9 protein-coding genes are annotated in these 16,444 nt (G+C 47.4%); 7 read left to right on the plus strand and 2 right to left on the minus strand.

All coding sequences use genetic code 11. The features are described 5' to 3' along the window. Nucleotides 1-3 precede the first annotated feature (3 nt). Nucleotides 4-1,005 carry a sensor histidine kinase gene (locus tag DWU89_RS14140; protein ID WP_115500285.1) on the minus strand — a complete coding sequence of 334 codons (1,002 nt, stop codon included), beginning with the start codon at nt 1,003-1,005 and terminating at the stop codon, nt 4-6. Further along, nucleotides 1,002-2,369: a sigma-54-dependent transcriptional regulator gene (locus DWU89_RS14145; protein ID WP_115500286.1), complete on the minus strand. Its 1,368-nt coding sequence runs from the start codon at nt 2,367-2,369 to the stop codon at nt 1,002-1,004. The genes DWU89_RS14140 and DWU89_RS14145 overlap by 4 nt, the downstream gene beginning before the upstream one ends. A 483-nt stretch (nt 2,370-2,852) precedes the next feature. Here DWU89_RS14145 and DWU89_RS14150 point away from each other — a divergent pair, with 483 nt between their 5' ends. The 7 genes from DWU89_RS14150 to DWU89_RS14180 all read left to right on the plus strand — a co-directional run bounded on the left by DWU89_RS14150 (nt 2,853) and on the right by DWU89_RS14180 (nt 16,319). Continuing rightward, nucleotides 2,853-3,866 (plus strand): BF3164 family lipoprotein, encoded by a 1,014-nt coding sequence (locus tag DWU89_RS14150; RefSeq protein ID WP_115500287.1) that lies wholly within the window; start codon nt 2,853-2,855, stop codon nt 3,864-3,866. 127 nt (nt 3,867-3,993) lie between these two features. Beyond that, on the plus strand, nt 3,994-5,460 hold the full coding sequence (locus DWU89_RS14155; RefSeq protein ID WP_115500288.1) for a TolC family protein: 1,467 nt from the start codon (nt 3,994-3,996) through the stop codon (nt 5,458-5,460). A 12-nt stretch (nt 5,461-5,472) separates the two neighbouring features. Further along, on the plus strand, nt 5,473-6,723 hold the full coding sequence (locus DWU89_RS14160) for an efflux RND transporter periplasmic adaptor subunit (protein WP_115500289.1): 1,251 nt from the start codon (nt 5,473-5,475) through the stop codon (nt 6,721-6,723). 14 nt (nt 6,724-6,737) lie between these two features. Further along, entirely contained in the window at nt 6,738-9,140 is a 2,403-nt protein-coding gene (locus DWU89_RS14165; protein ID WP_115500290.1) for an ABC transporter permease, read from the plus strand. A gap of 11 nt (nt 9,141-9,151) precedes the next feature. Next, on the plus strand, nt 9,152-11,557 hold the full coding sequence (locus DWU89_RS14170; RefSeq protein WP_115500291.1) for an ABC transporter permease: 2,406 nt from the start codon (nt 9,152-9,154) through the stop codon (nt 11,555-11,557). Nucleotides 11,558-11,571: 14 nt separating this feature from the next. Further along, nucleotides 11,572-13,965, plus strand: a complete 2,394-nt coding sequence (locus tag DWU89_RS14175; RefSeq protein ID WP_115500292.1) for an ABC transporter permease — start codon at nt 11,572-11,574, stop codon at nt 13,963-13,965. A 29-nt stretch (nt 13,966-13,994) separates the two neighbouring features. Then, the gene (locus DWU89_RS14180) at nt 13,995-16,319 is read left to right on the plus strand and encodes an ABC transporter permease (protein WP_115500293.1); all 2,325 of its coding nucleotides are present in this window, start codon (nt 13,995-13,997) and stop codon (nt 16,317-16,319) included. The last annotated feature ends 125 nt before the right edge of the window (nt 16,320-16,444 follow it).

Consider the following 16,444-nt stretch of genomic DNA (forward strand, 5'->3'; position numbering starts at 1 on the left):
TTCCTACAGGACGCGGGTTTGGGGAAATTGCAAGGTAAAAGTCGTCCCTTTCTCTTCTTCCGAAACAACGGTAATACTTCCCCCGTGGCGGTTCATGATCTGCCGGCAAACGCTCAGACCGATGCCCGAACCTCCCTGCTTAGTCGTAAAGAACGGGACAAAGACCTTATCCATCGCTTCCGGCACGATACCGCAGCCATTGTCGGAAACGGTGATAACCGGAACCCCTTCACGCCTGAAAGCATTCACCCGTACTTCCGGAAAGGAACAATCTTTACAGGCTTCGGCTGCATTCTTCAATAAATTAATAAGCACCTGCTCGATCATCGAGCGGTCGGCATAAACCCGCAAATCAGTCGGACGGACAGAAAATGAAAACGAGACATCTCCGGCAGGATACAAGCCCCGCAAATCGTCGAACAGGGTGGAAATCGGAAACAGTTGCTGTGTAGGGGCCGGAATACGTGTCAGTTTCCGGTAGTTCTCGACGAAATCCAACAAGCCTTTACTCCGGCGGTGTATCGTCTGCATAGCCTGAAGCATGATTCCGTAATCCCGCTCATTCAGTCCGTTGGATGCAGCCCGCTCCGTCACCGTCTCCGACAAAGAGATAATCGGAGCGATCGAGTTCATGATCTCGTGTGTGAGAACCCGGATCAATTTCTGCCAAGCCTCCGTTTCCGCCTCCGACACCACTACATTATATAAACGGGTACGAAAAGCGGACAACGCTTCATTCATGGCACGCGTCAGGCTGGCCTCCGCACCGCCCGCCGACGGGACCGGAAAAGAAAGGTTCATATCTCCATACCTGATATTGGCGATCAGGTGCTCCATCCGCTGCAACATTTTCCGTTGATCCAGATAGAGGGAAAAAGCAATACCCAACAAAATCAGAAAGCACATGACCGCCGTAAAATACAATCCTTTCAATAGCAGAAATGCAATCGAAAGAGACAACAATATCAACAATCCTATTTTCAGAAAAAGAACATAGCGTTTCATAGGCCCAGTTTATCCAGTTTCCGGTACAGGGCAAAACGGGTAATCCCCAACAGTTCGGCAGCACGGGTGATATTCCCGTCGGCACGGCGCAGGGCGCGTTCGATCGCTTCTTTCTCAAGCACGCTCAGATTCAGTTCATCGGACAGTTCCCCTTTTTTATGAACGGGAGCCGGATGAAGCATAAAGTTTTCAGGCTTCAGCATGGAGCCGTCCGACAGGATAACAGCGCGCTCGATGGCATGCTGCAACTCGCGGACATTACCGGGCCAGGCATAACTTTGGAGTTTCGTTTTTGCATCCCGGGTAAGCCCCGTCAGTTTCTTCTTATACTTGCGGGCATAGCGGTTCAGGAAATGGTCGGCCAACAACAGGATATCATTGCCCCGTTCCCGAAGCGGCGGGATATGCAGCTCGATCGTATTGATGCGGTATAGCAAATCCTGGCGGAACGTCCCTTCCTGCACCATTTCCCGGATATTCATGTTCGTCGCGGAAATCAAGCGGACATCGATCGGCACGGAACGGGTCGCTCCCAACCGCAGGATCTGTCTTTTCTCGATAGCCGTCAACAGTTTCGCCTGCATCGGCAGACTCAGGTTACCGATCTCGTCCAGAAACAAAGTACCCCCGGAGGCCACTTCCATACGTCCGGGCTTATCGCGCCGGGCATCCGTAAAAGCACCTTTCTCATACCCGAACAGCTCGCTCTCGAACAGCTGTTCCGGGATGCTTCCCAAATCGATACTGACAAAAACCTGGCTGCTTCGGGGAGAATGATGGTAAAGGGCGCGGGCAATCAGATCCTTCCCGGTTCCGTTCTCACCCAAGATCAGGATATTGGCATCCGTATCCTTCAGCTTGGAAACAGTAGCAAACAGTTCCTGCATGACATCGCTCTCGCCTATAATCTCAAAACCGGTCTCTTCGGAACTTTCCAACACCTCGACGCGCTGTTTCAGCGTGTTGACCTCCGTACGGCTTTCACGCAGTTTCAAAGCAGCCGAAAGAGTTGCCAACAGTTTTTCTTTTTCCCAGGGTTTCGGGATGAAATCCGTAGCACCGGCTTTTATGGCACGTACGGCTTTTTCCGTATCGGCATAAGCCGTAATAAAAAGGACCACCGCATCCGGATCAGCCGCCTTTATCTTTTCCAGCCAGAAAAAGCCTTCCTGCCCACTGATTGCATCCCGCCGAAAATTCATATCCAACAGGATGACATCCGGCTGGAAAGTCGACATAAAATGTTCGATCCGCTCGGGCTGTGTCGTCACCTTCACCTGTTCGACATATGGCTCCAACAACAGATTTAAGGCGAAGAGGACATCTTCGTTATCATCGATGATTAAAATCTTTCCGTTCTTCATATTTTACCAATCACTTCAATATCGACAAAGATAGTGATTATAAGAACGGGATGTATGTGCGCTTATGCACGTTTTTTGTGCGCGAGAGCACAATGTATCTGCATAAAAAGCGGGAAGGTCCTGTAGGAATCAAGATCCTCTGCAAAGCAGTTTACTAATCCAGCACTTCATGGGAATATAGTGCCGTACAGGAAGGGACAACCCGGCAGATAGAGTGAGTCATACAGAATGTGCGCCTCTTCCATACTTACCTGCTATTCATGTCACAGCTGTAACACAAAAGAAATCCAATTGTAACACAGAAAGAAGACAGTTGTGACATGGAAAGAATACGGTTGTGACATACAATAGAAGACTGAAAAAAAATCAAATCGATGTGCAAAAACACAAATATGGAATAATAAAAATATTTTAGTTATATTTGTTGCATAAATAACAGTTGATGTTGTTTTGATTGATGATGATTCACTAAAAATTATCAATATGAAAACATATCTATTCTTCCTATACTCATTCTTTCTATTTGTTTCGTGCCGTCAACCATTCGAACCATACCGATTTGAAAAAACAGAAGCGATCTCTTTCCATGAGATTGAATATCCAGAGTTATTAGGATTAACCATACAACTCATCAAAACTGGAGACCATCTGTTGGTAAGTGATTTTCATGGAGACACACTGGTATCGGTTTTTAATCTGAAAAGCAATCAAGTGGAACGCAAACTCGTCTCTGTCGGTAATGGACCGGGGGAACTGAATTCACCACTTGATCTTCAAATAGCAGGCGACAACCTCTATATCCTGTGCCGTCCGCAATTCCTGCTGAACCATTTGCCGCTCAAACCGATTACCACAGGCGACAACCTGCCCATGCTGCAAAAAGACCTGCAACTGCCACAGAAAAGCGACCGGTTCCTGCCGCTTTCGGAGACACAGTTCGTATTTTCCGGCATGTGGAACAAACGATATGCCTGGCTGGACCGGACACAGAATGATACGATCATCGAATTCGGCGATTATCCTGATTTTTGGGAAGAAGAACATGAGATTCCAAGCAATGCGAAAGCGATGTTTCACCAATCCTTCTTTACCAAACATCCTACCCGGAATTTGTTTGCAAGCTGTTCTCCCTATGTATTGGAAATATTTTGTTTCGAGGCGGAACACCCTGCCGTTCCTATTCGCATTTTCCAAAAACAATTAGGAAAATATGCCTACGATTTTACTTCCGGAGAATTCATTTCAACCCAAACCAAGCCCGGCTCCGATCCGGCGATCTACGATATGGTCTGTTCGGAAAAATACCTCTACCTTATAAAAGGCATCACCCGCAAAAAATATGAAATTCTAATTATTGACTGGGCCGGAAAACCTGTTAAATTGCTGACAACCGACAAACAGATTTCCTGCCTTACTGTCGATGAAAAAGAAGGGAAAGGATACGCTTGTATCTCTGACCCCGAAGATAAACTGGTTTGGTTCGAGATCGGAAAATGACGATTATCCTGTGCACATCCGCACGTAGATTGTGCGCTTATGCACAACGAACAGGCGAACTATTTTCCTCATTCACATAAAAGCCAACCACTTACAAGTATGGCACATTATTTGTCTTTCATCAGGCATGAAACAGATTTTATCCATACTTATATGTGTATTGTTCCCACTACAACTATGGGGGCAGAAAACACTTACCCTGACATTGAGCGAAGCAATCGAAATGGCGCGCCAACATTCACCGGAGGCTATTGCCGCCCGGCATGCTTTCAGGGCCTCTTACTGGAACTGGCGCTCTTTCCGGGCCAAACAGCTGCCAAGCCTGACGCTGACTTCCGATCCGAGCCTGAACCGCTCCATCCAGTCGGTGACGCTTGAAGACGGTAGTGATAAATTCGTACACCGGAACCAATTGTCGGTCGACGCCGGGCTGGAAATCCAGCAGAATATCGCCCTGACAGGCGGTACGGTGTTACTGAAGACCGGACTCCAACGGTTAGATATGTTCACCGACAACGTCTCATCATATAAAAGTACTCCGGTGGTCATCGGATATGAACAAAACCTGTTTGGTTACAACGACCTCAAATGGGAACGCCGGATCGAGCCGATTAAATTCGAAGAAGCGAAAAAAGCTTACATCGAAACACTCGAACTGGTAGCCGCCTACACAACCAACCGCTTTTTCAACTTGGCAAGCGCACAGACCTCGTTAGAAATCGCGGAATATAATTTTGCATATGCCGACACGCTCTACCGCTACGCGCAAGGACGTTACAACATCGGGACAATTACTGAAAACGAAATGCTCCAACTCGAACTCAACAAGCTGACCGAGCAGACCAACCGCCTGAACGCGCAGATAGACGTGGACGATTACATCCAGTCGCTACGCAGCTACTTAGGTATTTCGGAAAACATCACGCTGGCGGTAATCCCGGACGACAGCATTCCCCGCTTCACGGTCAACGTCGAAGAGGCCATGCAATTAGCTTTCCAGAACAATCCGGATATCAGCGCTTTCGAACGCCGCCGCCTGGAAAGCGAAAGCTCCGTTGCCGAAGCAAAAGCCAACCGGGGATTCAAAGCCGAACTATACGCCCAGTTCGGTTTGACACAGAGCAACGAGAAACTGAAAGAGTCCTACCGCAACCCGATGGACCAACAGTTAGTGACACTCGGCATCCGTATTCCGATCCTGGACTGGGGCGTAGGAAAAGGACGGGTCAAGGTGGCCAAAAGCAACCGTGACAAGGTCTATACCCAATTGGAACAGGAACGGATGGATTTCGAACTGAATGTCGCCAAGATGGTCAAGCAATTCAACCTGCAGGCCAACAAAGTCATGATTGCAGAGAAAACCGACCAGACGGCACAACGCCGCAACGACGTGGCCCGCCGGCTTTATCTGCTCGGTAAATCAAGTATCCTCGACCTGAATGCCGCCATCTCAGAAAAGGATAACTCACGCCGGGCGTATATCTCGGCCTTGTATAATTACTGGAGTCTTTATTATGGCCTCCGCAGCCTGACGGGCTACGATTTCGAGAAGCAGATTCCGATTGTTGAGGATTATGAACTATTGCTAAAATAAAAACAACATACAATGGATAAACCTATTGCTAAGAAACCCGTTTATTACCGCTACCGCTGGCATATTGCCGGAGGAGTCGCCTTTGTTGCCCTTCTTGTTTATGTAGGGATCGCCGCATCGGGAGGCAGAAAACTCCGTACCGAAGCCGAGAACCTGATTATCGGTGAAGCCACCAGCGACAAATTCCTGGAATATGTGGATGTGGAAGGCGTCGTTCAGCCCATCCTTACCATCCAGATCAATGCCCGCGAGGCTGGCAGCGTAGACCGTATCATTGCCGAAGAAGGAACAATGATGAGCAAGGGAGACACGATACTGACCCTCAGCAATCCCGATCTGATCCGCACCATCGAGGATCAGCAGGATGAATGGGAAAAGCAGTTGATCTCCTACCAGGAGAAAGAGATCGAAATGGAACAGAAGAGCATCGACCTGCAACAAAAGACCTTAGAGACAACCTACGAACTGAACCGCCTCAAGAAAAGCTATGCCCTCGACGAGGAGGAATTCCACATGGGTGTCAAAAGCAAGGCGCAGTTAGAAGTAGCCCGCGACGAGTTCGACTATAAGACCCGCAGTACCGCCCTGCAACTGGAAGGCCTCCGCCACGACAGCGCCGCCACCATCCTACGCCGGGAATTGATGAAGAACGACCTCGAACGGGAACGAAAGAAGTTCGACCGCGCCCGGGAGCGCATGGAAGACCTGATTGTCCGCGCTCCCCTCTCCGGCCAGCTCAGCTTCGTCAAAGTGACGCCCGGCCAGCAGGTGCAAAGCACTGAAGCGATCGCAGAGGTCAAAGTGCTCGACCAGTTCAAGATACACACCTCCCTCAGTGAATATTATATCGACCGGATCACAACCGGGCTTCCCGCCACCATCACCTGGCAGAGCAAGAAGTTCCCGCTGCGGATCACCAAAGTCGTTCCGGAGGTGAAAGACCGTAACTTCGATGTCGACCTGGTCTTTACCGAGGCAAGCCCCGAAAATGTCCGCATCGGCAAAAGCTTCCGTGTCCAGATCGAGCTGGGACAACCGGAAGAAGCCCTTGTCATCCCGCGTGGCGATTTCTTCCAGACCACCGGCGGACAATGGATCTACAAGCTGAACGAATCCGGCACAAAAGCCCGCAAGACCCCGATCAGCATCGGCCGACAAAACCCGCAGCAATACGAAATAACCGGCGGCCTCCAACCGGGCGACAAGGTGATTGTCACGGGATATAGTACCTTTGGCGACGCGGAAGAATTGATTTTGAAATAAACGAATCTCTACAAATGAAAATTATACTATTAGCATTACGATCGCTGACACGTTTCAGACTTTACAGTGCCATCAACATTATGGGGTTGGCGCTGAGTCTGGCGTGTGTCATTACTTTATCCCGATATATTTATCAGGAAACGACTGTCGATCATTTCCACAAACATTTGGACCGCCTGTATTTTACGACGCTCCAATATCAGAATTCCCCGATGATACGTTTTTCCGGTAGCTCCAATATGAATAACGAACCCGATTACAAGGAGCCGTTAGAAGATATTGCGATTGAACAAAGCACGACATTCATCCCCATGCAGCAATATGATATCTACTCTGAAAACAGGAAGTTCACAGCAGACCTATTCGCTGTAGACACCAGCTTTCTGCAAATACTGGATTTTCCTGTTCTCGCCGGAAACAGAAAAACGTTGATGCTTAAACCGGAAAGTGCCGTAATCACCCGGGAAATGGCACAAAAACTATTCGGGAATGAGAACCCGATCGGCAAAACGATATCTTTCACATTCGGGAATCCTGTTACAATCGAAGGGATCATCGGGACTCCTGCAGGAAAAAGCACGCTGCATTTCGACATACTCATATCTGAATCGATGCAGAAAAAGTGGTCAAGAATGCCTCAAAGTATCGCTCTGCTTTATCCGGGAAGTGACCTGAAACAGATAAACAAACGACTGGATTATTATATGTATATGAAAGCTGGAGACCGCTACCAACAGTACCAGTTCTTCCCCATGAAGAAAATATACTTCGACCACACCATACATGATCTCAATTTATTCAACAAAGGGAATAAGACAAATATCCAAATACTATCGATCGTCACTCTTTTAATCCTGATCATAGGATTCGTCAACTTCACGAATATTTACACGGTACTCATACAAAAACGGTCACGTGAATTCGGAATGAAAAAGGTATTCGGAGCTAAACGTTTCCATCTGTTCGGACAGATTTACATAGAAAATATATTTATCATAGCTTGCGCCCTTTTCGTCGGATGGGTATTTATCGAGTTGACACAAAATTATTTGAGTAATCAATGGGGAATATCCCAATCAAACGATTGGCGGCTGAATCTTTCACTGATGCTTATCTTAATCGTGCTTCTTCCGATAGTGACAGCCTCTTATCCTTTCTTCAAATATGGGTACAGCACTCCTATCCGGTCATTACAATCCGTCAGCAAAAAAGGTAACTCGGTCCTTTCAAGAAGCCTTTTCCTGATTATCCAATACGGCATATCGATCTCGCTCATTATCGTATCGTTGTTTTTCATCAAACAATTGCATTTCATGTTGAACTACGACAATGGATACCAAACGAAAGATATCATCAAAACTCAATTCCTCCGTAGTAATTATGCCCTGGATGACACCTACGAACAAGCAACTGCAAAGAATGAGAAACAAAAACAACTCGACAATATCATCACGACAAAGATGAATGAATCTCCTTTGTTTACAGCTTGGGCCTACGGAGAAAGTCCTTACGAATATGGAGAACCAAATATACAATTCGAATTTCAGGGGAAAAAGCAAATGGTTGTTTATAACACCGTAGACGAAAGATACATGAAGATATACGATCTTCAAACAGTTGAAGGACGCAACTGGAACGACTCTATCGACCATTTCGGCACATATGACCTGATTATTAACGAAACAGCAAAAAAGACTTTTGGCATTACCGATATTGCTACAGCCAAATTACAACCTGAAAACAGATTATGGTGGAGCTCCGATATGCCGGATATGGATAAGAATCCCGCTTATAACATTGTCGGTGTAGTTAAAGATTTTCAAATCGGACATCTGTCTCAGGCCACACTTCCGCTCGTTTTCGCTTACGACATAGGATATCCTTATAGCCGTTTGACGGCACATATCGTTCCGGGCAAGCGGCAGGAAGCAATCCTTTTCCTGCAAAAACTGCATGAAGAAACTGTCGGAGGCGAATTTATCTATTCTTTTGCAGAGGATGAGATAAAAGCCATTTATAAAGAAGACAAGAAAGTAACCAGTATCTATACGGCATTTGCATTGATTGCAATCCTAATCTCCTCATTGGGGCTGTTCGGACTATCGCTGTTCGATGTACAGCAACGCTACCGGGAAATAGCCATCCGCAAAGTCAACGGGGCAACTACAGCCATCATCATGCAAATGCTGCTCCGAAAATACTATAAGCTGCTCGCTATCGCATTTGTCATAGCAACTCCTGTCTCCTGGCTCGCCATCCACAAATACCTGGAAAACTTTGCACACAAAGCCAGTATATCCTGGTGGTTGTTTGCCGTCGCCATACTGATTACAGGTAGTATTTCCCTGCTTACATTGATATGGCAAACCCGGAGAGCCGCACGGATGAATCCGGCGATAGCGATTAAGAACGAATAAATTATTAGACCATGCTATTACAACACTACATTAAAATTGCATTTCGTAATCTGTTAAAATATAAGGTTCAGTCAATCATCAGTATCGTCGGGTTAGCTATCGGGCTGATCTGTTTTACTTATGGCTGGAACTGGTATCGGTATGAGACCTCTTATGACGGATTCTATCCACAGGCTTCCAATATTTACAGAGTGTACGGGATAGATAAACAAACCGGGAAGAAGGTAGAACAGTTGCCACTTATACTGGCACGGAAACTGAAAAAGGATTTTCCGGAAGTGAAAGAGACGACACAGATCTATTCCAAATTCGGCTCGACTTTCCACTACGGAAAGACAAGGCTCGAAGACCCGGACGAAGAGTTTATAGATGAACAGTATTTTCATTTCTTTCCGCGCCCGGTGATTTGCGGCAAGAAAGACGATATCCTGAAAACACTGGATGAAATAGCTTTGACCCGCTCTTTTGCAGTGAAGTATTTCAAAACACCGGAAGAGGCTTTAGGTAAAACACTACGGAACGGATACCGTGAACATATTACGATCGTATCCGTCCTCGAAGATGCCCCTAAAAACTCAATGATGCAAACCGATGTGTACGAGCTCGACAAATTCGACCACGAACGGGAAAACCGTATCACAGAAGAGATGCAATGGAAGCAACAAAGCACAATAATATATCTGATGCTGGAACCCACGACCAACATCCAGGCATTCGAGAAAAAGATCAACGCTTATATAAGCGAACACGATTACAACCGCTCTTTACGGCTGAAGCTGGCACGCCTGACGGAGGTCCGCCATACGTTCGGAAGCGAATTGACTTTCAACCTCTCCTATATCCGGACTTTCACGATTACCGGGCTACTCTTGCTGCTCTGCGTATTCTTTAACTTCACAAACCTGCTTCTCAACCGTATCTATTTACGAAACAAAGAAATGAAACTGAGAAACGCAATCGGGGCGGACAAAAAGAATATGATCTTCCAATTGTTATTGGAACTGACACTACTCGTCTGGATCAGTTTTCTGCTTGCCTGCTGCCTGTTGGAAATAACAGCCGGAGGGTTCTCCCGTATCTTCGAGACGACATTGCAGCAGGATGTACTGCTCAGCCATTTATGTATCATCACCGGTCTTAGCTGGCTCTTGCTGACAGGAATCTGCCTGCCACTTTTCCTGCGCTTCGTCCGGACTCCTTCCCTACTGGTTTCAGGGGGTATTGCACCTACCCGGAAAAGTACTTTCCGTAAAACAAGCATGACACTCCAGTTGGGCATCTGTATTTTCTTCCTGATGAGCACGTTTATCATGTCCCGGCAAATCTCCTTTATGAAGCATAAAGACTTGGGGTTCAAAAAGGATGGTTTGATTCAACTTGCAATGACATTCAACGACCGGGAAGGCATAAGTCGGGAGATATCGACGCTCGCCATTTTAAAAGGATTCACGCAGGCCGGGATATTCTCTATCACGCATGAACCACAGACTCAGAACGAGGTTGAATGGGATGGCAAATCATTGGATTTCGCTCCGAACTTCCAGGTGCTCCAAGTCGGCAGTAACTTCCCCGAAGTATTCGACATACCGATAGTAAAAGGCCGGTTTGTCGATGAAGCTGACATGATATCGGGACACAACCCAAGATTCCCCTGTACGAAAGCAGTTATCAATGAAGAAGCCGCCCGCATCATGAATGTGGGCGATCCGATCGGGAAAAAAATCAGCGTATGGGACTACTCCACCTATAGCGACGGGACAAGAGGGCGTGCAGAAATGGAAATCGTCGGTGTTATCAAAGACTTTCAGTCAGCCAGCCTGCGAAACCCGATCCTGCCACAAGTCATCGTGATTGATGGTAGCAAATGGACCAGTTATGCTTATTATGCCCGTACCGAATCCGGAAAAGAAAAAGCGGCGATCAAGGCGATTCGGAATGTCTTTAAGAAGCACGCCAAGCAAGGCGACCCATCTACTTGCGAAGTGCAGTCCATAAACCAGATACTCGATCAGCTCAGCACCTCCGAGAATGCCAGTCTGCAACTGTTCACGTTGCTGGCCGTGTTCTGTACACTGATCTCCATTTTCGGACTTTACTCTATTTCGTCCAGTAATATGGAACAGCGGCGAAAAGAGATTGCCGTCCGGAAAGTAATGGGAGCTTCGGCCCGGACGATCGTCGAGATGTTCTTCCGGGAATATCTGGCCATTGTACTGATAGCCAACCTGCTCGCCCTACCGCTCGCCTGGCTGTTCATGCAAAACTGGTTACAGCAGTATGCTTACCGGAGCAGTGTGCAGCCCTGGATGTATATAGCAATCATCCTGTTTACAACTATCATTATTATATGTACGGTATTGTATCAGACAATCCGGGCGGCACGGACCAATCCGGCGGAAACGATTAAATCGGAATAAAAGAAACAAACAACATGATACTACATTATATTAAAATTGCATACTGTACCATACTCCGATATAAATTACAAAACGCGATCTCTGTTGCGGGATTGTCCGTCGGACTGCTTTGTTTCAGCCTCTGTTTGTACTGCAGTCGCTTTATGCTGAGTATCGACTCTTGTTTCCGGCATCACAAACGGATTGCCGACATTCAGTTATATCTCGACAACAAACCTTTTTCCGGTACACCAGCCTCTTTTGCCGAAGTTCTGAAATCCATGCAATATCCGGAAATAGAAGATCTTTGCCGCACGGTGTACGCAAGTGAACGTCCGTTCAACGTATGGCTGCAAGAAGAGAAAAGTCTTCCTTATACATTCCAGACAATGGAGGTCGACACTTCTTATTATCATATTTTTACGCCTGATATTCTTTTCGGAAGCTGGCAGCAAGCAGCCAATTCCGCCAATTCGGCTGTCATAACGGAAACGACAGCCCGAAAGGTGTTTAAAAACGCATCCGAAGCAATCGGCAAACAGCTGGAACTAAGCAAACGCCTATTCACGTCTCCCGAATCCACTCCTGAAACAGGCGGCATCTATTACACTATACGGGCCGTCATCAAAGACCTGCCCACCAACACCAGTATGCATCTGATGAGAAACATCGACCTGCTGACTCTTAACGACAGCGAAGGATTATTCACCTTTAAAGGAGATGAGAATATGACCGGGTGCTGTACATATGCCTTGTTACAACAAGGAAAAAGCCCTGCCGAACTGGACCGGCACTTTATCGAGAAGAAACAAACATTTCCTCTCTTTAAAGAAAATGCAAACGTCAGAAGCCTGCAAATCGGACATGACGAAACAATCCGGAAAGCAGCTAATGGTATCTCCTGGCTTACCGGGACTATCGGTCTGTTAATCCTGCTGACCGGATTACTGGACTTCTTTTATTTCATGATCGGGCAGTTTATGAGCCGTACCCACGAATATAGTATCCGGAAAGTAAACGGCAGTAGCAGTTTCCAATTGTTCGTCCAACTTTTTACCCAATCCTTCCTGTTAATCGCCTTAACAGCGGTCCTGACAGGATGCCTGCTGGAGCAAATCGGTTCCGGATTACAAATCGACCTGTTCAAAATCCATTTGACATTCGATTCGAGCCTGTTATTGTTACAAACCGGAGAATATATCCTTCTGATTCTGTTGGCTTGCATGGCTGTTTGCCTGCTGACAGTTCTGCGCATCCGGCGGATATCAATTCAGAAGGGTATCCGTGGCGGAGAACTGCGGGCAGGAAAACATTATCTGCGAAACACCATGTTAGGTATACAGTTTTTTATCTGCTGGCTATTTGTGTCTTTGACATTTGCCCTCTATCTGCAAACACAAACAACGACAAAAGCCATCTTCAACACGCTCAGTATGCAGGAGAAAGAATCCATCTTCAGCTTCTCCCTCGATTATTCGTTTATGAAAACAGAAGAGAAACTGGACATTGTAAACCGTATCAGGCAGCAAGCCGGCGTAAAAGATGTACTACTGGCCGATGAGCCTTACACCGAAGAACCAAGCCATACAGGTTTTTATAAAGACATAGACAATAAAGATAGCGGCATGGAAGTGCAGTTGCTCCGCATCTCACCCAACTTCTTCACATTCATGCAGATTCCTCTACAGTCCGGACGGACTTTCAGTAATAAGGGAGAGATACTGGCAGACGAGACATTCATGCAGAAACATCCGGACATACAATTCGGCACGTCATTATATAACTATGCGGATGCCTATTCCCTGTGCGGCGTCGCGTCTTCCTTCTTCCCAGATATTTACAACGGGAATATAGGGACTGTTTTCCTGCCCGCCGACTTGGATAAAGAAATCGGGCATTGCTATATCAAGACATATCCCGGACAGGAGAAACAGATCAGGGAACATATCTATACCGTATTGCGAGAGGTGTTGCCATCCAGCGTTCAACCTTATGTCCGGACTTTTAAAGAGGATATAAACGAAAAGCAAGCACTCGAAAGCAAGTTGAAAGGCATCATCCTGTTCTTCACGATCGTCTGCCTAATTATCACCCTGTTAGGCGTATATTCCGCCATCACCCTCGACACCGAACACAGGCAAAAGGAGGTGGCAGTACGGAAAGTGAACGGAGCCAGCTCGATGGCCATCATCCGCCTGTTCGCCCTCTTCTATATCAAGCTATTGCTGTTCTCTGCACTCCCGGCACTTGCTTTAGTCATCCTGATCCTGCATTTCTGGAAACAGATGTACATTGTGTTCTTCGAGCAAGGATTCTTCTACTGGGGCAGCATCTTCTTCACGATCCTGCTACTGACAACCTGTACCGTCATCTTCCGCATCCGGAAAGCGGCCAACCAGAACCCGGCGGAGGTGATCAAGACAGAATAACAGAAAGTAATTAATAAACAACAAACACCATGTTATACCACTACATCAAAATAGCGTTCCGCAACCTCCGGAAGTACAGGCTTCAGTCTGTCATCAGCATCCTCGGGCTGGCGATCGGGTTTACCTGCTTTGCCTTGTCTTCGCTTTGGATACGGTATGAACTTACGTACGACACGTTCCGGGAAGGAGTAGACCGGATGTATTATGTACGGGCAGAATCGGAAACCGACGACCAGGGTGTTTCCAGTGTTACGCCTTATCCGCTTTCCAGCTATTTGAAGGAAACTTTTCCGGAGGTGGAGGAATCATGCAATACCGGTGCATGGAATTCCGAGTTTACTTATAAAGGGAAAAAGCAGGAAGCGTTTGAAATGTCGACAGACTCTGCAGTCGAACGTATGTTCGAAATCAAGATTATTTCCGGCAACCGGGATTTCATGATCCCGAAAAGTAATAAGATCGCAATTACAGACAGGCTTGCCAGAAAAGTCTTCGGGAATGCGGACCCGTTGGGAGAGAAACTGAAAATATGGTCCGACGAAGTAGAGATATGCGCCATTGTTGCCGGCCAGAACCGGCACTCCAACTTCCCGTTTGAAATACTAAAGCCGTCCGTTATCATAAATGAATGGGGCGTTGCTAACTGCCAAACATATATAAAGGTTCGTCCCGGCACAGATATGAAAGCATTCAGCCAGAAGCTCTACCAACACGAAATAGAAAAGGGAAGAGATAAACTGACTCATCTTGTCCTGACGCCTGTCACAGCCATGCGTTATGACCGCCCGATAGAAGAACCGACTGTTAAGTTCGATCATATCCTCCTTTTCGCCCTTGCCGGCGGACTGGTGATTTTGTGTGCGCTGTTCAACTACCTGACATTGTTTGCCAACCGCATACGGATACGGAGCAAAGAGATCGGCCTCAGGAAAGTGTGCGGATCGTCCAACGGGAATTTATTCGCGCTTTTTGCCTCTGAATACCTGTTGACACTTTTCATTGCACTCCTGACAGGATTAGTCTTGATCGAGCTCATATTACCAACGTTTCAGGAGCTGTCAAATGTAAAGACAGACGCATCCGGCCTCTATCTGGAAACATTCATTTATTTCGGGATCATCAGCCTATTGGCTTTTCTGTTCTCTCAGTTTCCCATCTACTATTTCCGGAAACGCTCGTTGCAAAAAGCGCTCAGAGGTTCTACAGACGGAAAAGGGAAAAACATCTTCCCGAAAGTCAGCCTGACGCTGCAACTGATCATCAGTATCGGATTCATCTTTTGCTCATCTGTATTTATCAAGCAGATTTATCACCTGCACACAACCGACCTCGGACTGGCGCGGGCAGACCGGGGCTGCGTACGCATATATCCCGTGACGGACGGACTGAAAGAAGAGATCACCAAGCTCCCTTCCATCGCAGAGGTCTATCCGGACAAACACGATGCACTATTCCCCAGCCATTCCCGTTTTTATCGCTACTTTACGGAGTGGGAAGGCAAGCCGGCTTCTACGGAAGGCATCACGATCCAGTCGATCCCGTGCAGCAACCGCTATTTCAAGTTCTACGGCCTGCAACTCGTGAAAGGCAAGCTGCCGGAAGGGAACACACAAGACCATATACTGATCAATGAGGCGGCAGTAAAAGCATTGGGCATCGGCGACCCGATCGGCAAAACGCTCAGCCTCAAAGACTACTCCGGCCATACGATCGACGGTGTCATCAAAGACTTCTACATCGCTCCGCCGACCATTCCGGTCAAACCGATCATGCTCGACTTCAGCCCGATGGGGAAAAACCCCCAAGACGACTATTCGACCACCGTCATCTTCCGCCATCAGCCCGGCAGCAGCAAACTATGCAAACAGCAGATCGAGCAATTGGTAAAGAAGATGCAACCCAATGCGGTCGACACATACATCTCTTTTATGGAAGAGGAATACGAAAAGTTCCTGAAATCGGAACAGGCGTTGCTCAAGATGCTCGACTTCGTAACGCTCGTCTGCATCCTGATCTCACTGTTCGGCGTCTTCTCGCAAGTGACGCTGGACTGTGAACAACGCAGAAAAGAGATTGCCGTCCGCAAGGTAAACGGGGCGACAGCATCGGACATCCTGCGCCTGTTCTTCGCCACAAACCTGCGCCTGTTATGTATCGCTTCGCTCATCGCCTTCCCCGCCGGTTATCTGATCATGAAGTCGTGGATCGAGAACTACGTCTTGCAGACAACGATCAGTTGGTGGCTCTATCCGGCAATATGGCTTGTCCTCGTCCTGCTCCTGACGCTCTGCACCGGCTGGCGCATCCACAGGGCAGCCAACCAGAACCCGGCGGAGGTGATCAAGACAGAGTAAAAATATTTTTACATAAGGAAAAAACGCGAATCTACCGGCATCCCGGCACTGACCTGCATACCCAACTGTTTATCAGCCAAGTATCGATGCCGGCAGATTCGCCAACCCGGCACTGACTCGGCATT

This window comes from Parabacteroides acidifaciens, from assembly GCF_003363715.1.
Lineage (GTDB): Bacteria > Bacteroidota > Bacteroidia > Bacteroidales > Tannerellaceae > Parabacteroides > Parabacteroides acidifaciens.

What these genes read in the sequence shown, in the direction of transcription:
- DWU89_RS14165 (WP_115500290.1), top strand. Translation starts at nt 6,738, where the DNA reads ATGAAAATTATACTATTAGCATTACGATCGCTGACACGTTTCAGACTT.
- DWU89_RS14155 (WP_115500288.1), top strand. Translation starts at nt 3,994, where the DNA reads ATGAAACAGATTTTATCCATACTTATATGTGTATTGTTCCCACTACAA.
- DWU89_RS14160 (WP_115500289.1), top strand. Translation starts at nt 5,473, where the DNA reads ATGGATAAACCTATTGCTAAGAAACCCGTTTATTACCGCTACCGCTGG.
- DWU89_RS14145 (WP_115500286.1), bottom strand. Translation starts at nt 2,369, where the DNA reads ATGAAGAACGGAAAGATTTTAATCATCGATGATAACGAAGATGTCCTC.
- DWU89_RS14150 (WP_115500287.1), top strand. Translation starts at nt 2,853, where the DNA reads ATGAAAACATATCTATTCTTCCTATACTCATTCTTTCTATTTGTTTCG.
- DWU89_RS14170 (WP_115500291.1), top strand. Translation starts at nt 9,152, where the DNA reads ATGCTATTACAACACTACATTAAAATTGCATTTCGTAATCTGTTAAAA.
- DWU89_RS14140 (WP_115500285.1), bottom strand. Translation starts at nt 1,005, where the DNA reads ATGAAACGCTATGTTCTTTTTCTGAAAATAGGATTGTTGATATTGTTG.
- DWU89_RS14175 (WP_115500292.1), top strand. Translation starts at nt 11,572, where the DNA reads ATGATACTACATTATATTAAAATTGCATACTGTACCATACTCCGATAT.
- DWU89_RS14180 (WP_115500293.1), top strand. Translation starts at nt 13,995, where the DNA reads ATGTTATACCACTACATCAAAATAGCGTTCCGCAACCTCCGGAAGTAC.